We start from the raw sequence: 23978 nt of genomic DNA on the forward strand, positions 1-23978 counted from the left end.
ACATGCGCGATTCGCCGTCCCTGGCGATCGTGTCCCGCCTGGCCGGCGACGGCGCCGTCATCCGCGCGTTCGACCCCGAAGGTATGGAGCAGGCCCGTCCCCTGCTCCCTGCATCGGTGCACTACTGCGCCGATGCGCTCGACGCGGTAGCCGACGCCGATGCCCTGGTGCTGATTACGGAATGGAACGAATTCCGAGCCCTGGCGCCGATCCGGCTGCGCGACGCGATGCGCGGCACGGTGATGGTCGATTTGCGCAACGTCTATGATCCGGTGGCGATGCGGGAGGTCGGGTTCGACTATCACGGTGTCGGACGATCTCGGTGAATAGACGATGGCACATTTAATGATCCATGCGCATCTGCGCGTGATCATGCTCATCTGCGCGCTGCCGCCGTAGGGCGGCTGTTTTCAGAAACTAACATTCCGTATTGCGCTTGGCTCTTAAACCACGGTAGCTACCTCACGATCGCTGATCATTTCACGCTAGAGGCTTACGATGCCCATTATTCGCAAACGTATCCTTATTACCGGTGGTGCGGGCTTTCTCGGCTCCCATTTGTGCCAGCGTCTTCTTGCTGAAGGAAATGATATCCTTTGCGTAGATAACTATTTCACCGGCCGGAAGGACAACATCGCGCAGCTTCTCGGAGACAACAATTTCGAGGCGTTCCGCCACGACGTCACCTTCCCTTTGTTTGTGGAAGTAGACGAAATCTACAACCTCGCCTGCCCAGCGTCCCCGGTCCATTATCAATTCGACCCGGTGCAGACCACCAAAACCAGCGTCATCGGCGCCATCAACATGCTCGGCCTTGCCAAGCGGGTCGGTGCCAAGATCCTGCAGTCATCCACCAGCGAGGTGTATGGCGACCCGGCCGTCCACCCACAGACCGAAGATTACCGCGGGAATGTCAATCCGCTCGGACCCCGTGCGTGTTATGATGAAGGTAAACGCTGCGCCGAGACGCTGTTTTTCGACTACCATCGCCAGCACAGGCTCCAGATCAAGGTGGCGCGAATTTTCAACACCTACGGCCCGCGGATGCATCCCAACGACGGCCGGGTTGTCTCCAACTTCATTGTCCAGGCTTTGAAGGGTGAGGATATCACCCTTTACGGCGATGGCATGCAGACGCGTGCCTTCTGCTACGTCGATGACCTGGTGGATGGACTTATCCGCCTGATGGGAACCGGATCGCAAATCACCGGTCCAATCAACATCGGCAATCCGCACGAAATACCCGTGCGTGAATTGGCGGAGAGAGTGATCGCTCTGATCAACTCCAAGTCGAAAATCGTGCATCGTCCCCTGCCGCAGGACGACCCGATGCAGCGCTGTCCGGATATCACCGTGGCGAAGCGCGAACTTGGATGGGAACCCAAGGTGCCGCTTGAGGAAGGGTTGCGCCGAACGATCGCCTACTTCGACCAGTTGCTAAGGAACCTCTGAACAAGCCGTTCTCGACACGGCCACGGATCGATCTGTAGGAGGATAGCTGCAACGGCGGAGTTGGCTGAGATGCGGCAACTGACCCTGGCAAACGTAAGCTTCGACAAGCACAGCAAGCAAACCCGTCGGGCGAAGTTCCTGGCCGAGATGGATCAGATCATGCCATGGCGCGAACTCTGTGCGCTGATCGAGCCGTTTTATCCCAAGCCCGGCAATGGCGGCCCACCGGTCGACCTGGAGCGCATGCTGCGGCTGCACGTCCTGCAGCATTGGTTCAACCTATCCGATCCGATGTTCGAGGAAGCCTTGTATGACTCCCTCCATGCGTCGCTTCGTTGGCATCGACCTCGGCCGCGAACCGGTGCCCGACGAAACCACGATCCTGAACTTTCGCCACCTGCTGGAGCGGCACGATCTCGGCAAAGCCCTGTTCGAGCGTGTGAACGAACACCTTGCCTCCCAGGGGCTGAAGGTGGCAGGCGGCACCATCGCCGATGCCACCATCATCACAGCACCGAGCTCGACCAAGAACGAAGCCAAGGCACGGGACCCGGAGACGCACCAAACCCGCAAGGGCCAGCGATGGTATTTCGGGATCGGGTTGCGAAGCGAACCGATGCTGCACATCGGCGTAGACAGCAAGACCAAGCTGATCCACTCGATGACGACTACAGCCGCGAATGTCCATGATGCCAAGGTGCTGGGCGATCTGCTGCATGGCAACGAGACACGGGTGTATGGCGACCAGGCCTATCGAGGTCAGGCGACGATGATCTGTGCGTGTGCGCCGAATGCCAAGGACTTCACCAACCGGCGTTATCGTCACCGCGGCGTGGTTGACGGGGTGGAACGCGGCAAGAACCGCACGAAATCCGGGGTCCGCGCCAAGGTCGAGCACCCGTTCGGGGCGATCAAGCGGGTGTTCGGCTTTGCCAAGGTGCGCTACCGCGGGCTGGCGAAGAACACGCAACGGCTGTGGGTCAGCTGCGGTCTGGTCAATTTGTTCGTTGTCCGCCATCTGCTGCTGCGTGCCCGACAGCAGCCGTGCATGCGGCGTGCGTCTGTCGAGCCTCGAACGGGCCGAATTCGGTTGCCGGTTTATGCAGCAAGTCGCGGATGGTCAGTCCGTGACTGTCGGGCGAGGCTCGTTGTTGCTCCAACCCCCGCCGGGATCGGCTTATTCAGAGGTTCCTTAAGCGAGGGATCGTGATCTCTGCATTGACCATGTGGTCGGTCATCTGACTCCGGGGCTCGGCGCACATCAGCGACGCTCGTCGACGCGCCGCTCATCGCATTCGTATAGCTAGCCGCGATCAACGCCTATCATCCACCGAAGCGGTTGCGATAGTCCTTGCGCAAAAGCTCGGCCTCTTCAAGCTGGCCCGCCTGGTCCAAAGCTTCGGCGCCGCGAAGGTAAGCCTCCTTGTTATTAGGAAAGACGTCCCGAAGCGTTGCAAAGGCCTTGGCGGCGCCGGAAAAGTCGCGGCGACGCAGCAGGAGCATTCCCAACTCGGCCATAGGACGCGGTTCCCTAGGAAAGTGATCGACAGCGTCGCGAAGCACCTGTTCGGCATCATCTGTTGCACCGAGTTTGTCCAACGCGCCGGCTGCATTGAAAACGGCGACGATATGCATGGGAAAGTGTTGCACCATGTACTTCCAACGCGAAATCGCTTCCGGGATATCGCCCTTGGTTTGCGCGGATATCGCGAGGCCAATACCGACACTCGGGTCTATTGGATAACGAACACGGGCCCGCGCCAATAGGGCATCCGCCTCATCGTACCGGCCGAGCTTGACCATGGCCTGAGCGGCGCCCGTATAGCCGCTGAGGTGGTCGAAGCGGGTTAGGACGACGGTCCATCGCTCTAATGCCTGGTCCCAATCCTGCTGGATGTCGGCAAGGCGACCATATTCCATGAATCCAAGAACCTCGTCCGGAAATCGCGCCATCGTCTGCCGCGTCAGGGCTTCGGCGTCCGGCAGGCGATTAAGCCCACGTAATGCCATCACGCCGAACGCGTACCCATCCATCACATTCGGAAACTGCTTTCGGACCTTTGCCCACCGCTCGGCCGCGGATTCATGGTCGCCCCTGACGCGGGCGACGTGAGCCAAACCTATCGCGCACCGCTGATCGTTAGGGCTTTTGCGGAGACCCTCCTGCATCAAGGCATCGGCTTCGTCGAAGCGGCGCAGACCGAGCAGAACATTAACCGCGAGGTGAGAGTCCAAGGTCTGGTTGGGATATCGCTCGACCGCCTCGGCCCAGATTTCGGCGGCACGACGCACGTCATCTATCTCCAGCGCGGCCAGCGCTTCGGTCATTGCGTCCTGGAACCTAAAAAAGGCCCATTCGCGTGCGTCGCCCCGCTGGCGCCGGAGGTCACGCAGGATTTCCCGGCGTTCTCGCCAATTTCGCCAAATTTCAAGGAGACCAGCCATGGAAGTAACCCGAACCTGAGCCGACCCATTTTAGGTGCGAGCGCCGGAAAAGCCAATGATTTAGATAAATTGAATCCGGACAGATGATGCCCTATAGGAAAGGGCCTCTGGTAGAAAACCTGCAGTGATCAACCATTTACGCACCCGCCCCCTGGCTCCGCGGCGCTATCGGCTGACCAGAAATCTGTCTGGAACGTTGACGCCCAGGATCGGCGTTGATGATCCGGCGCTATCGACGTGGCTGTTCATTGTTCCGATCGAAGCACCCTGTCACGCTGTCAGGCTTGGCTTTGCAAATCCATACGGCTTTACGCAGACAATCGTTAAAGCCAGCGTTTATCCCTCGGACAGTTACAGCGACGCCGCGACCGCGCTGACAACACCCGGTACTGCGGTCAAGCCAACCGGCGGGGCTCCTGGGACGAGGATCGGCTGGGAACTGGGCAATGGTTTCGATGTCGCGGCGATCAACAGCCGGGCGAACGTGCGTACGCACATACTTCCGGGTGTTGCGTCGAACCGGGACAACGCGGCTGGGCCGTACACGATCGCATGGTCTGACTTTTGCCCATGCACCTCCATCCCCCGCGCGGATGGCAGTGCGACGCCATTGCTTTTCATCTACGTGACGCTCGGTGGTACCGATTTTGTCGGCGGCCCGACGGGGATTCTCGCTTTCAACCAGGACCCCACCGCGGCCCGTGGGCGGTGCTTCTACGGCTTGCGCGCCAGCACATTGGGGAAGGACTTCGCGGACCATCCGGAGGGGAGCCGATGGAGCCCGCTGGGCGAGCCCCCCTTCTGCCCAGCGCTTTGGGTGCAGTATCTGACGATGACGCCCGGCTATCAGATCGTGCAGATAGGTGATTCACTGTCCTCGGGACCGAGCAACGATGGTTGCAGCGCGTCGGTCTGGCGAGCAGCCGCCGACCTGTCGTCGCCTCGTCTGCCCATCGAGTTCTGTAACATGGCCTGGGCTGGAACCGGGACGGCTGTGTATGATGTTTTGTTGACGAATAATGCGGCGAGCCTGCGGCCGAGTGTCGTGACCGCGCAGCCGATTTCTCGCAACGATGGGTTCACGACCGCTAGCATCGAGATGTTGATCGCGCGCAAGCTGGCGCTGCTGGATGCGCTGTCTTCCTATGGAACGGAATTGATTTGGAATATTCCGGCCTGTTCATCGTTGAACGGGAATGCCCAGCAGATCGAGATCTTCAAGGCGATGCGGCATAATCTGCTGGCAGCTGGCTGTACGGCGGGCACGCCGGTGATCGACGCGCCGGCCATTATCGGCCATCTCGCGGCAGACGCGCCTTGGGATTATGCACCCGGGTACAGCGACGATAATCTGCATCCGAATACCGCAGGGGTAGAGGCCGTTGTCGCAGCTGCGACCGCGGCGCTACGACAGTTGGGAGGGTTACCGTGATTGCCCTTAGGTCGTTTGCATTGTTCATTCTGCTTGCCGGCTTGGTCCATCCGGCGGTCGGGGCAACGCCCGGTGAAACCGGCCTTGTCGCCGGCGGATCCGCCAATGGGCATGAGACGCCAGTTCCCAGCAATGCCACCGGCAGCCAGGCGAAGCGTCCTCTTCCGGTCTGGTTTTATGGCAGCACATGGTATCCTTACGTTATTGTGGATGACGCCACGGGCGATTATGTGGATACTTCGAAAACGCCAAGTCCACTCATAAGTCCTGCGACAAACTCTGTTTCAGGCTCGGTCCCTCGGACAAGCGCAAGGCACGACGTACCCGGAAAAGCAACATACCGAGATACAGCCTCGAACCCGCCCAAGACGGTCGGTCTATGGCATCCTGGTTATGCGTTGCAGGGAGATTTCGACGCCATGTTCGAACCAGGCGCACGTTGGAATCCGTCGGCTATCCAGGTTCTGGTGCTGGATCTCACCGAGATTTCTTTCAACCCCAAGGCGAGCACAATCGTGGCCTGGTCGAATGCGCATCCCAACATAAAGATAGCCTTTAACGACGGCCTGATTGCGCTCGGCCCGGATTCAGGCTGTGTCAGCCAAGGTGGTCAGAATTATCCACCTAAAGGCACGCCACTGGCTGCCAATGCAGAAGGCATGGCTTTTTTTCAAAATTTTTCTCAATCCAGAGGGGATTTTAATACCGCTGGGATCAATCCTCTCAAGAAGTGGAAAGCTTTGGGAGGCCGGGTGGACATCATACTGATGGATACGCCGATATCAAACGGAGTGGGTCGGTGCAGCTTTACAATACCTCGACTTGTGAGTTTCATGGTACCCACGGCGGAGCAAATTCTAAAGCTCTATCCCACTGTACAATTTGACTTTCAGCAAGGACCAACAGACTGGCCCGATAATCAGTTCGTTGACTATGCTTTGCAGTTTTTCAAAGAGTTTCCCAAGCAGGTTATCAATCCTGTTACCCACGTCGGTGTTCCGGTCTCCTATGCCGATCTAGATATAGATTTTGTTATCGACAGGAATCGAAAGCCGCCGGTTCCTGTCTACACAACAAACGGTGTAGCCGGCACACTCAACACGGTACTTCCCGCCTTTGCTGCGGCGGGTGTCGGGGTGAGCGCACTCATTGACGCCGCTCAAATAAAAGGCGAGACGCAAGCGCAATATATTGCCCGTCTCATCACGTATCGGCAGCAGTTACTCAATTCTGGCCTGCCACTTGATCACATAATAATTCAGCCCTTTGGTGGTGCGCATTACATCGACTGGGTGCTGAACAACATGCCGGACACGTCGCCTTCGGCTTTGACGTGGATGCTTGGACATTGAAGATGGAAAATGTCCAGAAGATGGGGGATGAGTTGGCTAACGGTCGGCCAGCCACCCGGAGAGGCGTTAATCAAGTCGAGGTGAAAGGCCCAGCGGGGTTAAACGTATGCCACGGGAAATGGGCCAGGAGCAAAGTAGATCTTGCCGCGTGCATCGAGGGGCGCACGCCGAGCTTCGGTGAAACCGAAGGAGTCAATGCTGATGACGACTGTTTAGGATATGCTGATTGAACAACTTTACCGAGGATTATATAACCCAAGCGGCAACGATCTTGACACCCAGCGAGCGGCAAGGGTGGGATATAACCAAGCCCATAAGGAGATTGGCGATGATTGAATGCCAGTGCATTCAGCCGATGGACGGAACAGGTGTCCGCGTGATTTGCAACACTTGTTCGCGCCCGGAACCGCAGTCAGTCACATACACGGGACCAGGCTCAAAAAATCGCAGACCTTTCGCACGACGCATCGAAAGAAAAATTTAATGTCTGACTTTTTATCTTTTCGTGACGTCCCGGATACCGAATTTCTAAAAATATCAGATTCTTCATATGTTCTTCCTGAGCCACCTCGATTCATATTTGGTCCCATGTCGTCCGATTTAACTGAATGCTATTTTGGGCATGGATCGGTTGGCGAGATTGGATGCCATGTCGGCAGAGAAATTCAGGTATCAAACGGATATCTCATGATGAGAAACGATATCCCAATTACGTGCGCTAACTCCAACATACATGATGCTTATGTCGCGACGCTATTAGACAAATATACAGCCGATAAAATCACTACCTTAAGTGAACCTCATGCCCTCATTGCTGGGCCAGGATATAATATCTTTGGCCATTGGCTTGTAGAACACCTCCCTAAGATTTGGCTTCTTGAGCGCGCGGGGTTCGATGTGGACAGAATAAAATATATAATTCCGAGCGACGCTCCATCGTTTGTGCCAAACCTTCTCGCCCTTGTTGGCATCTCAGAGCACATGATTACGCGCAACGATGTCGCCAACGAAGTGCTAAAGCTGGAGACCCTCATCGTACCAAGCATTATGCACGATGGCGTGCGGTTTTCTCCGTTATTCCGTGACGCAGCAAACTACCTTATGAGCAGAATTCGGGCCAGGTTTGATGTTTCGCCAAGGCAGCGTGGTAGGCGGATCTTCATCGTTCGGCCAAACCATATCAGGGCTGTGAGCGATCGCGAAAAATGGCACACCTTAGCAAAAGACCATGGCTTTGAATTGGTCAGCCCAGAGCTTATGCCGCTTGCCGAACAAGTGCGGTTAATGGGAGAGACGTCGCACTTAGCGGGCGAATATGGGTCTGGGTTGCATCTTTCAGTGTTTAGCCCACCTGGGCTTGTAGTCACCGCCATCCGAGGTTCAGGCCGGCACCCAGCCTTTCTTCAGAGCGGCATGGGAGACGTATTAGGCCACAAGACCGGATACCTCTTCGGGACCAATAACACGAGTGACTTGAGTAGTGGCTTCAGCATTAATGAAAAAGATTTAATGGCATGTTTGAGGGTGATCAGGAGGTTGGTATGACGGTGGCGATGGCGATGCGGCGAGGAGGAGTTATATCAGCTGCCGGAAGTGGTGACTCGCCTTGTGATCAGGAGCGACGCGGGTAGATGCGATTGAAGAGCTACTCGGGCAACGAGAACTGAACATGGCGATCCCCTGGCGTCCACCCCTCAGGCAGGCAGGCGGCCTGCTCTGATGATAAGGTGTAGGCTCGGCGCCCTGGTGCTGGCTTTGGTGTTGGAGGGCGGCGCGCGCAGTTCGGAAATAGATCGGCAAACGCTGTTCGACTGGGTGTGGATCGCAAGAATGGAAGTGGGCCCAACTTGGGTGCGCCGCCGCGCGAGCAGCAGGTGGTTCAACGGGTGCGGCTATGTCAGAAACCTTCACGCCACATTTGCGAAAAGCGCTTGAGTTGAGTGCCAAAGCAATTTATTCGACCCACGTCACTCATCATATTGGAACCAGAAAATGTCGCAAAGGATGTCTTTAGATGAGATAGGTCTCAAATATGGCACTGACAAAGCGTCGTCTCACCATGATTATCTCAGATTTTATGAACAATTCCTTTCCCCGTTACGAGAAGAAAAACTAAATATTCTAGAGATTGGGATATTCAATGGAGCATCCTTACGGATGTGGGAGGAATATTTTTCCAATTCGACTGTTGTTGGTGCAGATATTAATGGGCTAACTAGAAGATTCGCTCGCGACCGCGTCGCTGTCGAAATATTAGATCAGTCTAATATCGAACATCTCACGCAATTGGCGACTAAACATGGGCCATTTGACATTATCATTGAAGACGGCGCACATTTGTGGGAACACCAGATCACATCGCTGCGGACGCTATTTCCCTTCATTAAAGACAACGGACTCTATATTGTTGAAGACTTGCAAACGAATTATGGAGTTATGGAAGGAGATTTTAGGGGTATATCGAGTATAAGTTGTGTCGAATATTTGAAGAAGTGGCTTGACTTACGCGTTTCTGACAATCAAACTGACCTTAAAAGTGTTGAAGATCCATTTTTACGGACATACGGGCGGTCTATCTATTTTATGGCGTTTTACCGTAGAGCTTGCCTAATAAAGAAGCAGTTAACCGATCAGCATCACCTCAGAAAGATGGATGATCCGGGTAACCCTCTCGTTGAGAATGGCGTTCTCTATTCATCTTTAAGAGTCAGTCTAATGGCGCATATTAGTGATAGAGGTGACGTTTACGGAACTACCGGATTTGTCAACGGCAGATCTAACCAAGCATTTCAAGGGCTACAATTTGATTTGGACCAGGAACTATTGCAATATCGAGTATTCGGCCCTGACCGCTCGTGGAGCGACTGGTCAGAAACTGGTGAGTTTGCCGGTACACGTGGGAAATCGAAACTCATTACAGGTGTAACAGTTCGGTTACGAAGTGAGTTGAAGAAGCAGTATTCGGTTCGTCTAATCTGCCGTTTTGTGGGACATGACGATCTTATGGAAGTGTCAGATGGTGAAGACATCATTTCGGCGTCAGGCAATCCCATTGGTGGACTACAGATCTGGGTTAGCCAGAATCTGAAAAACTAACGTGACATTATCGAATTCGGCATGCCCCCTTCAGGAGGAATATCGAGCGCGTCGCTTGGGGGAGAGGAGAAGTTGGATGGACCGACCTAAATCGGGAACGATTGCACACTCACCGAGTATGAGCCATTGAGGTAGGTCACCTTCAGCGGCGTGTCGTCGGTCAGTATGCGTCCGCTCAGACATGTCGGTAAGCGGGACAGGATACCCTGGAGCCAACGTTAAGGACGGCGACGCCTTCAAGGCAGCAAACGCAATCGGAGTGGTGATCGCTGTTGGTACTGGCCATGCTCGCTCCGCCGGAAAATTTGCGCGTGCATTACACTGATATTAACAGAAACCTTTTGATTGAGAGGATCATTGCTGCTCGAGCTCTGGCAGAGTACAACGACCGAACATTGGGGGACAGACGATGGCAACGCCTGACGATACGACCACTCACTACGCCGACTTGACCGAGAACGGCCTGCGCGAGATGTGCAATGCCTACGCCCGAGCTATCCGGCATCGGGAGATCGATCTTGGGCGTTGGCATTACGCGATCGGCGTCGCACACGGTGTACGAACCGCCATTCATTGTGGCGTCAACCGGTTCAGCATAGTCGAATTTGGTGTCTGGCAGGGAAATGGGTTGCTGGAACTCTGCAAAATCGCTGAATATTGGATGCGTCGAACCGGGGTCGAGATACGGGTCTATGGTGTCGATTCGGCTGTGGGCCTGCCACCGCTGGTCGGCTACATGGACCACCCAGAGTTGTGGCACACCGGTGCCTTCAAGCTGCCGGACCCTGCGATACTCCGGGCGAAACTTCCCCCATTTGCTAAATTGCTGATCGATGACGTTGCTGACGCGATGCCTGAACTGGAAAGAGAATTCACCGACGCTCCGCTTGCGTTTTCCAGCTTCGATGTCGACCTTTATAGTTCAACCCAGCGTGCTCTCCAGGTATTGAACATGCCGGCGAACTGCTATCTGCCGGTTGTCCCGGCAACCTTCGATGACTCGGACTCGTGCTTGTCACATTCGGCTTGGTGCGGTGAGGCCGCGGCCGTGCGGGAGTTCAATGAGGTCAGCATTCTGCGAAAGATTGATCCCAAACCGACATTCGATCTGCGTAAATTCTATGCTTGTCAAATTTTCGATCATCCGATCCGGCAGGGTGCGGCGCGCAGCCGTTGGCCTTTGACATTGGGTGTTATGTAGAGGCAGGACAATACGCGCGGATGTTGATGGCGTTATCGTTTTGACCTATTTGCTGCTGAAGCGCATGGCAAGTCCGGATATCGACGGCGCACTTAACATCGAGCAGATTCTGAGGTGATCAATGTATATCGTAACGTGGGGTTATGATCTGCTTGCATACGGTAAAAACGGCGAGCCTTTATCGCAAGTTCGGAATCTTACCCCGTCTGGGGGACAAAAGTTGGTTGATATCCATCCAGATGAAGTGGCGAGGCTTGAGGCGGAACGTCCAGCACCCGGGGAATGCGGTGTCTCTATAACGAACGGTTGTCTGGCAGGATACCAATATGTCAAGGGACAGGTCCCCAGTTCCTTCCACCTTTTTAACAACAAATTTGTGTGTGCTGAGCCAAATCGGCCTTCAGTAATTTGTAATCGAGAGATTCCCGGTGCGTGGGAAACCTTCAAATACTTGTCTCCTGAGGCTGCAGAAGCCTACGTGAGGGAAGGCCGCGACGGGGCAGAGGCATTGGGATCACGTGTTCGATCATTGATCGGTCAGAATGCGCCTGTTCGCCTTCATTTTGGGTGTGCCAATACACTCATCGAGGGTTTTCTAAACCTCGATAACTTTGTATTTTTTGGGCCATTTGGTAAGTTGAAAGACTATTTCTTATTTGACTTCACCCAGAAGCTGTGGCCGATTGCGGACGCATCAGTTGACTACATTTATAGCGAAGATTTTATTGAGCATGTACCACAGAAAAACCAGGTCGCGTTTTTGGCCGAATCGTTTCGCGTGCTGAAACCAGGGGGCTTTAATCGAGTCAGTACGCCATGCCTTGCCGAATCCATGAGAGTGAACTCAGAATTTACTAAAGGAATTAAAGGTGTCTATTTTGAGGAATTCGACAAATGGGGGCATGTTGCTCTCTTTACCAAAGGCTTTATTTCGGATTTAGCACACGCGATCGGTTATAGTAAAGTAATTTTCACGGAGAAAAATGAAGGATCTTCACCTTATGCGGTTAAGGACCGGCGGCCTGGCGCCGATAGAACTTGGAAAGATGGCAATATATTTGTCGATTTGATGAAATAAACTTTGTGCGGTTGTTTAACTCATGGTGGGCCGCGGGACCAATGAAAACCGAGCACGCTACGACCGTAGCGTGCTTCGGCATTCGCTCTGGCGTTGGCAACTCCAAGCTGGAAGCTTCGCGCATTTCATGGATGACCTCGGTCAGCGGAGGAGTTTCGCGCATGCGGGGCGGTAGTATATGATGCCCAGGAGCTATTTTTTTCCATAGGCGCTCATCGCTGAAGCCTATGGGTGAATATACTGCCATAGGAGCCTCACGTTGCCGGATCCCGTTGCCTTGCATGGATATGGTTTCGCGGATGCTTCCGCGCAGAAGCTGGAACCCTTGTTTCGCGTCATAGACGATGGTGTAAGAACTTACGGCTCGACCTCATGGAAACAAGGCACGCCCCTTTTTTCAGTGTTTACGGCCGTTGCATCGATGCGTTTCTCACCGGTGACCACGGCCGACGGCAAGGCGGCCACCGCGGTTCGTTTTATCCCCCCCATCGAATCGGCGACCGGTCCGAAGCCGGACTGGGTTGGCCGGTTGATTGCGATCGCGTCGATGGATCCCGATCCGACGGTCATTGTCAGCCGAGTCGTCGAATTCACTTATGATCCGGCGAGCCGTTTCCTCGCGACTTTGGTACTCGAGGGCTGCGTGCCAGAAAGCCTTGATGAAACGATGTGTCGGATCGCTTGCCCCTGCTTTGATCCCGCCGATATTGGCAAGCGCATCTGGATATCAAATGCCGCACATCCAAACGCAGGCCACGGCAATCCGATCGCCATAACACCGTTCCGTGGCACGATTGCCAGGGTCGTTAACCCGTTTTCCGTGGAGTTGGCCGAACCGATTACCGCCTTGTCTCAATCGGATAAGCCTGGATCACTGATTGTTTGGGGCACGGATAATTCGTCTGCCGTGCGAAGTTTCGGACGACGAGCCTTGGCGGCTGGTCTGAAAGCCCTGAGATTCACGGGTTCGGGAAGACCCAATTCCACCGGTTTGGCCTGCCTGTTCGACTGGGTCCCCAATCATGGGCCCGCCAACCCCGCGGAGATCGCGGGAAGCGCCGCGATGGCCGCCCTCCATTGGATCACCATTGATTGCGAACTGCTGATTCTATCGGCCTGTGGTAAGCGCGGCAACGAATATAGTGGCGGTTTCCAGGATAGTTCGTTTCGCAAAGGGGGTGTGCCATGGAACGCGTCGCCCGCGCCGGCACCGGCCAAAGGCGTCGTCGCGCGGCAGCACTTTCCGCGATGTGCCAGCCTCGACGACATTGTCGTCGTCGTCACCGGGGATTCCTGGGCAGTGACAAATTCCGGCGGCCATGCGGGTAATGACCATACCGTACCCATCATCGACGAACTCATTCGCCAGAACCCGGCAAAACGGATACGCGTCGTGAACCGGGCGATCGGAGCGGCGGCCTGGGCCTGGCTCAATCGTAGACGAGAACCGAGCGGGCCATTGCCGGCATGGTACAGTGACCCAGAGGCGCCATGGCTCTCCTACATAGAGACCGTGACACTCGGCAACGGTGAGACAAGGACTCCGGATCTTGTCTTGATCCTGATGACCGGCAACAATGACTCTGCGCCGGGTGGTGCCATTCATCGCAACGATTTGGCGTCGGTCATCGGGAAAATTCGAGGTTGGCCCCGGGTCAACGGGCACCCACCCGACATTGCCATGATGTGCGGCGGCACGAAGGACGTGGAACTTTTTACGCCCGGCGGCGGACTCGAGGCATACTATCTGTCAGCTGAATATGTGACCGGGTTTGTCAGAAGCTTCGCGCGTTGTAACAAAATCGGGCTGTTCGATCTGGGGACTGCGATGGGATTGCTCACAGATGGGTGGGCTACAGAGCATCTGACGCTGCGCCAGGTGCCTCCCTTACTGGCTGCGCCCGCAACACCAACGACACCCTACGTCACTCGCTATCTTTGTCGCGATTTCTATATGGCAATCCGCCTCGGGGACGCGGACGAAACCGCAGAGTCGTTTTGGAGTCAGAATCGCTGCCTATCCATTTCCCTCTCGCAAAAAGGCGACAACAGACTGTGGCTGGGCCCGGATTCGGACGGAAATCTGGTAGTCTGCGCCGTATCGTGGGGAATGCCGGTACAGACGTCCTACAAAATCGAACCGACATCCAACTGTTTAACGACTGCCGGTCACGAAAGCGGCGTGCTTCGTGGCATTCCCCTTCGCACCGCCGCTCCGGGATTCGGCATATCGAGCGATGGCCATTTTCACGGCGAGATGGTTGGACAATGCCTGCTCATACCTTCGATTGGCTTCCAGGGGACGGACTATCGAACCACGATCCAGTCGTTTACCAACAGCGAAAATATATTTGCGTCCGATGGTAACGCGACAGCGCTACCCGCGCGGACGTTCCACGTGGGGGGACAAATGTTTGTCACCTCTGACGCCTCGGCCAACGCTGACTGCATCGTGGGCGGTGCCGGCACGGATGATCATTTGCTGACGGGCCGCGGCAGTCTAGTGACCCGCTGCGCCACTGACGGCTTCCGTGATTATCGCGCCATGCAGCTGCAGAAGCCACCAATCCAAATCCAGGAAAATACTGTGGGGACGGTCTTTCTGGGGGCCATTACCCAACAGCCTACGTATGATGAGCCTATCCCGGTGACACGGGACCTCGGTACGGGAGCAGTCCTGACCGTGCGGGTGCAGGGGTCACGCGCCCGCATTGGCTACGTCCGCGGCGGACGGGACGATATGGATTGCCGCACCAGGCTGCGAAACCATGAGGAAGTCGTCTGGCAAGGCGAGATTGAGCGCATGGGCGGACCATTCGTCCCCAAAATATGGTCGGCGACGTCAACAATGTTGCAGGTTGTCGATATGTGGATCGGCGAGAAGGATGTGTTCATGCCGCAACTGACGCATCGGGAGGTTTGGGGGGTCGGGGACCCCGATTGTACTTGGCCGAGCGGCGGCGACACGTCACACATGTCGCAGATGGGGATCAGTCGGATCATCGGCCGAGTGGCTGCCACACAGGATTTGGTGATGGGCATGGATCGCGTGACGCGGCCACAAAAGCCTGTTGAGGGCAACCACTAGCCGGACCCCGGTCACTTGCCCACGAGCCCGGGACGGAGGCGAAGGCAATTGTCACCCTTGAGCAATTCGGATCGGGCTCTTCGTCTCTATTCAAAGAGACCCATGCGCATTCGCTACGCAACCGCGAATGTCGATCGGAACTGCTCCCATGGACCAATTTTGACCCGCCCGAGCTCCAGATTACCAGCTCCCTCAGCGCACAAGACTAACCCAGCTGCTCGAAGGGCGATGGCGGCGCCCGCGGTACTTTCGACCGATACCAATGTAAATCGGTCGGCACGTCCCTCCGCGTTTAGAGCAACGCGATCCACATCTCCGGCGAACCGGCCTTCAGGTCGCAGGCGGACTGTCCTCCGTTGCCCCGTCGCAGTCATCCGCACCAACACGCCGTCGCCATCTGCCACGGCCACGAAAAGGTTATGAGGCACCGCATCGGCTGGCCCGTGCCGCAATCGACTCGCATCGGTATCCGCATAGGCCAACGTACCATGATGCGTATAGAGAGGCAGAAGGTCCGCGTGCGATGGGATCAACGGTGCGGGCCCGTTCAGATCGTGTGCTTGGTCCCCTCTGTCCATTGCTCGGAGCTCGGACAATGCTTCGCCAAGGCCAAGTGGCGCATCAGTATCGTTCCGCCCACAGCCGACGACGGCGAGGCGATGCAGCCGGACAGCAAGCATCCGCGCATCCGCCGGCGACGCCGCGGAGGCTGCTGGAACGGCGTCTGGGTGAAGCAGAGTCAACGCAATCGAGGGCTTGTTCTTAAGCATTTTGCGCGCCAGTGGAACGTAAACCGTCGTACGGCGGCCAATATGCAGCTGCGCCATGACTTCACCATCCAGGACGATTGAGAGGCGCTGGTTCCCGCTCGTCGCTGATGATAAGTCCAGGCACACGACAAAGCCGCCTATCCCACAAGGACGGGGCAGGTCGATACGGCTTTGGAACCCGGTCGCATACACCCCGTCCCGCTCCGGCGGCAGCCAGCCCTCGCGCAGATATGCCGTGCCTCCGCCACCCACGGCGAAGTCGAATTCGAGCAATGGCGCTCCGCGCGCATCCCTCATCGCGGCGGCAACCGTCGGTGCGGCGCGCCCGATCTCCCGCTCGTAGGTCAGTTCCTCCGCAAGCCGATATCCGGCCTCGCCAATCGACCGCGCGGCAGCATCATTGGCACGCAGCCACCGCACCTTGTCCGGCAGATCAGACATATCTGACAAAAGAGGAATAAAGTTCACCCAAGGCTTCAGGCGGTGGTAGTACCATTGCTCGAAACCGTCGCGCGGGGGAACCTTCAGCACGACACTGCCGGTCAGCAGCTTCATAAACAATCCAGGCCAAGAGGTCGTGTTACCGTCAATATCGATCTGGTATCTATATTGTTGAAATGACTCCGGCGCGACGAAGGGTCGAAGCAGTCCCGCTTCAGCGATCCAGGCTTCGGCTATGGGATCCTCGATTTGTAGTACCTTTGTGATCCCAGCATCGATCAGGTCCAGATTATCGGCGCCGATTTCGCAAAGTGTTACCCGAGGAAGACTGCGCCATCCCCGCTTCCCATCGGCCGGCTGGCCAGTTGTCGTACCGCGCCAGAAGGCGATCGGCGACCGCTTTTCCCACGGTATGATCTCTTTGGCGAAACGCTTACGCATGCCAATGTAACCACGCGTATCCATGAAGATTGAGTCCGGTATCAGGAAATAGCCGGGTCGGTTGTCGCAGAACGCCAAGCCAGGCCTATCACCGGCGTCACCCAGGTTGATCGCGACCGTGCCGACGGTACGCATGGAGGATTCAAAATAATATGCCAATACCGGATAGACGTCGATCAACCGTTGCAACAAAATTTCGCCGTGTTGGTTACTGAACAGTGAGTCGCTCATGATGAACGTCACCGACCGATGCGTGACCCGCATCGATACCACGGAATGGTGGGTTGTCTTGGCGACGGCGAAATCAATTTCGAAAGTGGTGGGAAACACCGAGGCCAGAAAATGCTGCGCCGAGGCTTGATCATGGACCAGCAACGCGAGCGGGATGACCTGGCGCAGCTCGCCGCCGCCGAAACGCCGGCTCTCTGAAGCGGTACGGAGCGTGGCAAGTTTCAACCTGGCACCCTCCAGGTCTCCCGCCGCGGAGAGTATCCTGATCCAGGCCAGGGAGACGTGGAACGCACCATCAGGTTCCGACGCCAACGTTTGCTTAGACTCTTCCAGCCGCGAAGGGGGCCATACCGGCGCTGGCCATTCCATCATATCCGTCGTCAGCATGTCTCGCGCCTCATGGCATGGCGGCTCGCCGCCTCTGTTCTTCGATGACGGGAGGTCATCCTGTCGGCGGCAGATTACGGAACAGCCGCTTGGTTAGCCAGGGTCAAATTGGCGTGTAATATTCTCGACATGCCCGTCGCGGGCGGACGTCATGCTTTCACAGCGCACCAGGTTCGATTGAGCGGCGGATTGGAAAGATGGTAGCATACAGCATGGCAAGTTCGGACGCGCTGCATGCATTTCGGCGTTTTGGGCTGGGCCGCCGCGGGACGGAGCCCGTTCCGAGCGATGTGCCTCAATGGCTCAGGTTACAACTCAGTGAACCGGACCCATTGTTGGCCGAACCTGGCCCAACCATCGGCAATGCCGTGCGCGTGGATCGGGACCATTGGGCGGCGCGTAAGCTGACGGCAATGCCAACCGAGGGTTTGGCAGACCTCTTTCTTGAAGATACGACCATGCTGCTGCGCCACGCAGTCACCACCGACTTTCCCGTGCGGGAACGTTTGGTATGGTTTTGGAGTAACCATTTCACCGTCAGCGAAAGAGCAGGAAATCGGCCACTCGGCCTCATAGGCCCGTATGTTCGCGACGCGATCCGCCCCCATGTGACGGGGAAATTTGTCGACATGCTCAAGGCTGTCATGCGGCATCCGGCGATGCTCTACTACCTTGATAATGCCTCATCGGTCGGTCCCAACAGCCCGGTCGGCATCAAGGAGCACCGGGGTATCAACGAAAACCTGGGGCGAGAATGCCTCGAACTGCACACCCTGGGCGTGGGTTCCGGCTATACGCAGCGAGATGTCACCGCGTTTTCGGAGATACTGACAGGCCGGACGGTGAGCTGGGACCCAGATACGGCCGGCTTCGTGTTCCGCGCGGACATGCATGAACCCGGCCCCAAGATGTTCATGGGGCACGAATATGCCGAAGGGTTGGAAAGTAGCGAGACGGCACTGGAATGGATCGCCAGGCACCCCGCGACGCGTCGCCATATCGCCACGCAAATGGTGCGGCACTACGTCAACGACGTGCCTCCCCCAACGTGTGTCGCCCGTGTGGAAAAGGTGCTGAACGACACTGATGGCGACCTGCAGCAGGCGATGTTCGCCATCATTGATATGGATGAAGCTTGGGTGCCGCTGACGAAGTTCCGAGCGCCGGTGGAACACATCATCGCGGTGCAACGCGCCCTGGATCTGCCGGAACAACCAAACAACGCGCTGTTTCGTGCCAGTGCCGTGCTTGGACAGAAATTCATGGGCCCGATCCTGCCCAATGGCTGGCCCGAGACAGCTGACGACTGGCTTTCCGGCGGCGCCCTTTTGGAGCGCGCCGACTGGGCGATGACCCAGGCTTCCCGGCCCGGCGCTCCAGCTGCCGAAAGGGTCGCAGAGACTACTCTTGGCGACCACTGCTCCCCATCCACCCGTGCGGCCATGAAGGCTTGCCCAACTCCGACCGAAGCGCTGGCGACCCTGTTCGCCTCCCCCGAATTCATGCGGAGATAGGCAATGCAATCCCCCCGACGCGGCTTCCTCCTTGGTTCGGCGGCCACGCTTTCGCTTGGCGGCGCCTCGCTTCAGGTCCGGGCGGCTGAGACCGATAATCGGTTCGTCCTGATTTTCCTGCGTGGCGCGATGGACGGGCTTAATGTCGTCGTGCCTTATGGCGATCCCAATTTGAGGCAATGGCGGCCAAGCCTGGTGCCGCCTGACCCTGGCCGCGCGAACGGATTGGCTGACCTCGGTGGCTTCTGGGGACTACATCCGGCGCTGAAGGCCATGCACGCGCTGTACAGCGACAACGATCTGCTGCCGATCCAATGTGTCGCCGGTCCCGATCGCAGCCGCAGCCATTTCGAAGCCCAGGACATGATGGAAATCGGCGCCGAAAAGCGGATGACGAGCGGCTGGCTTAACCGCATCGCGGCTCAGTTGCCCGCGAATCCGCGCTGCGATACGGCCTTTACCGTGGGCACCATGTCGCCGCTGATCCTGCACGGTCCAGCCTCGGCGGCCACCTGGGATCCGTTCCAAAGCCGGCCCCGGGTTTCTGGCGGATTTTACGAGAACATCGTGGCGATGCATGCAACGGATCCGCAAACCGGCGCCGAGATCGCCAACGGACTGCGCGAACGTCGCTATTTAGACAATGTCCTGGCTGGTACGTCCTACAATGGTATAGATAACGGCTTTCCGCGCCTGGCCCGCGCGGCCGCGAGACTGCTGGCCGCGCCAGATGGTCCCCGCATAGCTGAACTGGACCTCGATGGCTGGGACACGCATACCGTCCAGACACCCACGCTTGCCGCGTCACTCCATAAGCTGGACCAAGGCATCGCCGTGATGCGCGCGGATATGGCGGAGGTGTGGGGGAAGACCGCGATCCTCGTCCTGACCGAATTCGGCCGGACCGTTCGGGTGAACGGCAACGCGGGCACCGACCACGGAACCGGAACGGTGGCCCTCCTGATGGGTGGCGCGGTCGCTGGCGGCCGGGTGCTTGTGGACTGGCCGGGGCTGGGGCAGCGGCAGTTGTTCGAGAACCGGGATCTTCAGCCAACGCTCGATATCAGGGCTGTTGCAAAGGGTGTGCTTGGGCCGCTGTTCGGAATATCAGCGGCTGGGTTGGCGACGGTATTTCCGGACAGCGAATCCGTCGCGCCAAAAACGGGCATGCTGAAGATATAGTGCGCGCGCCGGCGCTGATCCGTCGCGAGATCGATGATCTTTCGCATAGCGGCGCTCGGCTGAGAAGCCGAAAACGTGTCGGCTTTTGGCTGAGGCTACGGGGCATGCGAGGCGGGTTATCTCGCGTTGACGGGGTGCAAGCCAGCGTAGTGCAGCAGTCAGAGATATGCACACAACGACTCCAGTCTCCATGTGAGGGTCAGACGATGCAGACGTGGTTCGGATGTCCCAGCGCCGCTTCAGCCAAGCAGTTAACCGAGGCCGCCGAGCGTCGGCCGACAGCGTCAATTACAACCAGCCCATCTCATCCAAATCGTCGCGCGACACACAAATCGCCAGATTGTACAGGAGCTTTACGATATAGTACGACTAGAGCCTCGGCCCGCGTGCCTGTCGCGCCTCGAGATGTAGTTTCTCGATGCCCTGCAACGCGATCTCGCGAGCCTGTTCCGCGACGCGCCGCAATGCTGGCGCCCTCGACACTCGGCGGCGTTCCAGGTCTGCAGAGGCGGTCCATACCGGTTGGCCTCGCTTGTCGGAAGCTTCTTTCGCGGCCGCGAGTTCCTGATGGACCCTTCCTGCGAACCGCTGGGTGATCGTCCCACGGTGGACCGACGTGGCGCCGCACAGGAAATCCATCGCCAGCGATTTCGTCGGCTGGCGCGATAGGTTTTTGGCGATGTTCGCCCAGACATCGTCACCGGTGATTTTCGTCCAATCGTTGGCCGGACGCTTATCTCTGATCTGCTGACGTTCGGCGCTTTCGTTGACGATCATCCAACTGGCAACCCGGTGGCGCGATTCAGCGACGTAGTTCTTGAAACCTTGCACCGTAGAAGATCCAGACGCGATGACATTGATATGCTCCGTCGAGGTCATGCCTTGTTGTGAATCGATCGTCGCGGCATATCCGGGCGCAAGTCGCAGCGGGCCGCCGCTATCACTAAGTACCTTCCACCCGAGGCGTGCTTGCCGGCCTTCAGCGTTGCGGGCGGTCAGGGCTTCGGTCGACACGTCCAACACTCGCAGCACGTCGCCATTATTGGCGATCATACCATCCTTGACCTTACCAGGATAAATCCGGCGCAAGGGGCGGACGAGATCGCCGACCGCGATCGGAAGTTCGTATCGCTCGCCTTCGTTGTTCATGCACTGAACCGTGACGCGGTCTGGCCCGACCCGGCCCATGTCCTGCAATTGCGCTCGGATCGCGGCGGACACCTCTCGCGCGTCGGCCCGCGTGGACGTGGAGACCGATATCGTGAACGAGGGATCGTCCTGGTTGGCTTCCACGCGCTCGCGCCATAGCGCAGCAGCGCGCTGAACCGTCGGGGCTTTGCCGCCAGCAACCAACGCGACATGACCATCTTCGCGCTTCATGGCCAACGCTTCATCGGTTCGGCCGTCGCGAAACAGATTGGCGATATTACGCTCATGCTGCGTCCTTTGCCGGACGCTGGTCACGATCGCGGGGATCGCGCCGGGCAAGGCTTTCGCAGTCAGGTCCATTACCGGACCGGCCTCGATGGACTGGCACTGCTTCGGATCGCCAATGGCAACCACTTGGAAACCCAATCGGTCCCGCAATTTCAGCAGATTCAGCATTTGCCGTGTCCCGACAAGCGAAACTTCGTCGATGACAACAACCGTATTGCTGTCCAATTTGTACCGACCCGTCTCGACGCGCCTGACGAATGCGGCCAGTGCAGCGAGGTGTTCTTTCGCGATGCCGCTTTCGCCCAGGCCACCCGCCTGCCGCCACGCGACTGCCACCCCAAAAACCGTGCGGCCGTCAGACTGCCAGGCATTCACCAGAGGCGAAAGGATTGTGCTTTTGCCACTACCCGCCGAGCCGATCCCGACGGCCAACCGGCCACCTGTGGCGAGCTGCTCCAACATGGCCCGCTGGTCTCGCCATTGCTGGGCGTCCTGGTCGATCTCGGGCCGTTTTGCCAGGAAGGTCCTCACGGCGTGGTCAATCTGTTCCGGCGTCAAGGCTGCCGATCTATCGGCGCTCGCGGACCGCGCCAGCTCCAAGACCTGGTGCTCTTGGTCCAGGTTCAGGTCAGTCGAAACATCCCAACGTTCCTGCCGACGGTGCGGTGCAGCCTTCGCCCAAAGCAGTGCGACCTTGCCACCGCCCTGATTGATGCCCTGTTCTCGATAGTGCTTGGTAACGGCTGCAATGTCCTTTGCCGGATCATCGATCCCGCCGACGATCAGGCCTCGGGCTGCAAGCACGCGCACTTCGGCCGCGGGCATCGTCGCGCGCTTGTCGAATGCTTCCTCCACCCATGGCAGCGAGGCCTTGTATGCCGTCTCGTGGCGCTGTCCCGGCACCAGCTCGGGCATAACATCATCGGGCCGTAGGACGCTGTGGTGGTCATATCCGAGAGTGTCGCGTGCGTAAGCGCGCCAGCGGGCAAAGTCAGAAGGGCCTTCGCGCTTGGCTTCCCTGGTCTCCGCCTTCCCGCGCTCCAGCAATGCGAGCTTGTGCTTAGCGGTCATCTGGTCCCAGTCCAGCCCTTGTTCGGCAGCCATTTCCTTTGCCGCCCGCTCGGCCTCCTGGGTGCGTCGGCTGAAGTCAGCGCGGACCCGTTCGGGAACGGCGACCAAACGCGCCTCGCCCGTCGGTCCCGGTTCTACGTCCACGCCATGGCGGCGCGCGTACTTGGCGATGTAGGCGTGATAGACCGCGCCCAGTTCCTTCACCATGCCGTCGAGGCGGTCCAGGTTGAGCTTCCCAACCCCGCCGTCCGGCGTCAGCACAACGGACGGGATCGCGATGTGCGTGTGCAGATGTGGGTCTGCCTGCCGCGTCGGAACCTCTTTGACCTCGGTATAGGCGACCCCGTCCTTATCAACCGTCGCGATCTCGGCGGCCGGTCTGGCGGTGTAGTGGTGGTGCATGATCCAGGTAATTTCGCCGCGCTCTTCCCACGCCCTCTCGCCCGCCGCGCCGCGCTGCCTGAAGCCGATCGTTTCCTCGAAATACGCCATGGTCGAGGCCACGGCATCCTTGTGGACCCGAAGCAGCAACGCCCGCTCTGCCCCGGTCGGCGCCAGCGCCCATGCAACCGACAGGCTCTTGTCCGGGGATAGAACGCAGTCGAGATAGGCAATCGGCGCGTGGGTGTTTTGGATCGTCCGGCTGTAGTCCGCGGCATTCACCACCATGCCATCCGTTCCGGCGAGACCGGCCCGCAGCCGCGCCAGCTCCTCGATGGTCGGTTCCGCGCTGTTCTGCACATGCAGGGCCGTCAGAAGGTAGCGACGGGCGCCGTCGATCCGCCGATCTTGCACCGGACCATCCGCCAGCATCGGCGTACCGCCGTCAACGCGAAGGCCGCGCATGATGTTGTCGAATGCCTCGCCAGATGGCGGTGCCTTCAAGTCGGTTATGCCGAATATCTCGGCGATGCTCGGGCGTGCGGTCAGTTGGACGCGGCCCTCGATCTGGTTTCCCTGCGCGGTCTCGCCATTGAACAGATTGGCGACCTCATGGGTCATCAGCGGACGCGCGGTGTCGATCTCAAGCAATGCGGCCATTGCCGGCGACATATCCGGACGGACTTCGGCGACGGCCCCACCCTCGGCAACCAACGACTGCCGCATCTCGGCGCGTCCGGCGGCATCGGCAAGCGCACTGCCCGCCCGCCATTCGACTTCGTCCAGGTCGGTGTCACCATTCGCGATTCCGATCTCTTGACGCATCATCTCGCCAAGCGCTTCGGAATAGGTCATCTCACCCGTGGCAACGGCATGGCCCAACCGGTCGATTGCAGATAACGGCTCCGTTTCGAATGAGTAATATATTACAAGTTCGTTTTGCGTATCAACCGCAAGGGTCTCCTGCTCCTTGTATTCC

General features: G+C 57.8%; 15 protein-coding genes and 1 pseudogene. 13 read left to right on the forward strand and 3 right to left on the reverse strand.

Annotated elements, in window-relative coordinates; genetic code table 11:
* The 3 genes and pseudogenes from GSQ89_RS39105 to GSQ89_RS07740 form a co-directional block, all read left to right on the forward strand.
* On the forward strand, positions 1-326 hold a 326-nt coding region (locus GSQ89_RS39105; protein WP_254073116.1), incomplete at its 5' end, for a UDP-glucose/GDP-mannose dehydrogenase family protein.
* A 172-nt stretch (positions 327-498) separates the two neighbouring features.
* A complete protein-coding gene (locus GSQ89_RS07735) occupies positions 499-1452 on the forward strand; it encodes a UDP-glucuronic acid decarboxylase family protein (RefSeq protein WP_158923687.1) in 954 nt (317 codons plus the stop codon).
* Positions 1453-1521: 69 nt separating this feature from the next.
* Positions 1522-2485, forward strand: a pseudogene (locus tag GSQ89_RS07740) (IS5 family transposase); the annotation flags it as partial.
* Positions 2486-2775: 290 nt separating this feature from the next.
* On the opposite strand, the gene GSQ89_RS07745 reads toward GSQ89_RS07740, so the two are convergent.
* Positions 2776-3780 (reverse strand): lipopolysaccharide assembly protein LapB, encoded by a 1005-nt coding sequence (locus GSQ89_RS07745; RefSeq protein WP_158923689.1) that lies wholly within the window; start codon positions 3778-3780, stop codon positions 2776-2778.
* 241 nt (positions 3781-4021) lie between these two features.
* Between GSQ89_RS07745 and GSQ89_RS07750 the strand changes: the two genes are divergently transcribed.
* From GSQ89_RS07750 to GSQ89_RS07780, 7 genes are all read left to right on the forward strand, one after another.
* Entirely contained in the window at positions 4022-5329 is a 1308-nt protein-coding gene (locus tag GSQ89_RS07750; RefSeq protein WP_158923691.1) for an SGNH/GDSL hydrolase family protein, read from the forward strand.
* The gene (locus GSQ89_RS07755; protein ID WP_158923693.1) at positions 5326-6681 is read left to right on the forward strand and encodes a hypothetical protein; all 1356 of its coding nucleotides are present in this window, start codon (positions 5326-5328) and stop codon (positions 6679-6681) included. The genes GSQ89_RS07750 and GSQ89_RS07755 overlap by 4 nt, the downstream gene beginning before the upstream one ends.
* Positions 6682-7164: 483 nt before the next feature.
* On the forward strand, positions 7165-8226 hold the full coding sequence (locus GSQ89_RS07760; RefSeq protein WP_158923695.1) for a DUF563 domain-containing protein: 1062 nt from the start codon (positions 7165-7167) through the stop codon (positions 8224-8226).
* Between the two features lie 447 nt (positions 8227-8673).
* Complete coding sequence (locus GSQ89_RS07765; protein ID WP_158923697.1) at positions 8674-9777, forward strand: class I SAM-dependent methyltransferase; 1104 nt, start codon at positions 8674-8676, stop codon at positions 9775-9777.
* A gap of 409 nt (positions 9778-10186) precedes the next feature.
* The gene (locus GSQ89_RS07770) at positions 10187-10978 is read left to right on the forward strand and encodes a hypothetical protein (protein ID WP_158923699.1); all 792 of its coding nucleotides are present in this window, start codon (positions 10187-10189) and stop codon (positions 10976-10978) included.
* A 121-nt stretch (positions 10979-11099) separates the two neighbouring features.
* On the forward strand, positions 11100-12056 hold the full coding sequence (locus GSQ89_RS07775) for a methyltransferase domain-containing protein (RefSeq protein WP_158923701.1): 957 nt from the start codon (positions 11100-11102) through the stop codon (positions 12054-12056).
* A gap of 259 nt (positions 12057-12315) precedes the next feature.
* Positions 12316-15144, forward strand: a complete 2829-nt coding sequence (locus GSQ89_RS07780) for a hypothetical protein (protein WP_158923703.1) — start codon at positions 12316-12318, stop codon at positions 15142-15144.
* 113 nt (positions 15145-15257) lie between these two features.
* On the opposite strand, the gene GSQ89_RS07785 is transcribed toward GSQ89_RS07780, so the two are convergent.
* A complete protein-coding gene (locus GSQ89_RS07785; protein WP_158923705.1) occupies positions 15258-17414 on the reverse strand; it encodes a glycosyl transferase family 90 in 2157 nt (718 codons plus the stop codon).
* 212 nt (positions 17415-17626) lie between these two features.
* Between GSQ89_RS07785 and GSQ89_RS07790 the strand changes: the two genes are divergently transcribed.
* Both GSQ89_RS07790 and GSQ89_RS07795 read left to right on the forward strand, forming a co-directional pair.
* Positions 17627-18928, forward strand: a complete 1302-nt coding sequence (locus GSQ89_RS07790; RefSeq protein ID WP_158923707.1) for a DUF1800 family protein — start codon at positions 17627-17629, stop codon at positions 18926-18928.
* Positions 18929-18931: 3 nt separating this feature from the next.
* Positions 18932-20110, forward strand: a complete 1179-nt coding sequence (locus GSQ89_RS07795) for a DUF1501 domain-containing protein (protein ID WP_158923709.1) — start codon at positions 18932-18934, stop codon at positions 20108-20110.
* Positions 20111-20479: 369 nt separating this feature from the next.
* Here the strand turns inward: GSQ89_RS07795 and mobF are convergent, their stop codons facing one another.
* Positions 20480-23659, reverse strand: coding sequence for a MobF family relaxase (gene mobF, locus GSQ89_RS07800; RefSeq protein ID WP_371734230.1), 3180 nt, complete (start codon positions 23657-23659; stop codon positions 20480-20482).
* Here mobF and GSQ89_RS39110 point away from each other — a divergent pair.
* A complete protein-coding gene (locus GSQ89_RS39110; RefSeq protein ID WP_254073121.1) occupies positions 23549-23899 on the forward strand; it encodes a hypothetical protein in 351 nt (116 codons plus the stop codon). The two genes, mobF and GSQ89_RS39110, sit on opposite strands and share 111 nt — an antisense overlap.
* Positions 23900-23978 lie beyond the last annotated feature (79 nt).

Source organism: Acidisphaera sp. S103 (assembly GCF_009765975.1).
Lineage (GTDB): Bacteria > Pseudomonadota > Alphaproteobacteria > Acetobacterales > Acetobacteraceae > Rhodopila.

Excerpts from the sequence above, each read along its gene's own strand:
- GSQ89_RS07770 (WP_158923699.1), top strand. The coding sequence starts at position 10,187 with ATGGCAACGCCTGACGATACGACCACTCACTACGCCGACTTGACCGAG.
- GSQ89_RS07765 (WP_158923697.1), top strand. The coding sequence starts at position 8,674 with ATGTCGCAAAGGATGTCTTTAGATGAGATAGGTCTCAAATATGGCACT.
- GSQ89_RS07760 (WP_158923695.1), top strand. The coding sequence starts at position 7,165 with ATGTCTGACTTTTTATCTTTTCGTGACGTCCCGGATACCGAATTTCTA.
- GSQ89_RS07735 (WP_158923687.1), top strand. The coding sequence starts at position 499 with ATGCCCATTATTCGCAAACGTATCCTTATTACCGGTGGTGCGGGCTTT.
- GSQ89_RS07745 (WP_158923689.1), bottom strand. The coding sequence starts at position 3,780 with ATGACCGAAGCGCTGGCCGCGCTGGAGATAGATGACGTGCGTCGTGCC.
- GSQ89_RS07775 (WP_158923701.1), top strand. The coding sequence starts at position 11,100 with ATGTATATCGTAACGTGGGGTTATGATCTGCTTGCATACGGTAAAAAC.
- GSQ89_RS07785 (WP_158923705.1), bottom strand. The coding sequence starts at position 17,414 with ATGCTGACGACGGATATGATGGAATGGCCAGCGCCGGTATGGCCCCCT.
- GSQ89_RS07790 (WP_158923707.1), top strand. The coding sequence starts at position 17,627 with ATGGCAAGTTCGGACGCGCTGCATGCATTTCGGCGTTTTGGGCTGGGC.
- GSQ89_RS07795 (WP_158923709.1), top strand. The coding sequence starts at position 18,932 with ATGCAATCCCCCCGACGCGGCTTCCTCCTTGGTTCGGCGGCCACGCTT.
- mobF (WP_371734230.1), bottom strand. The coding sequence starts at position 23,659 with ATGGCCGCATTGCTTGAGATCGACACCGCGCGTCCGCTGATGACCCAT.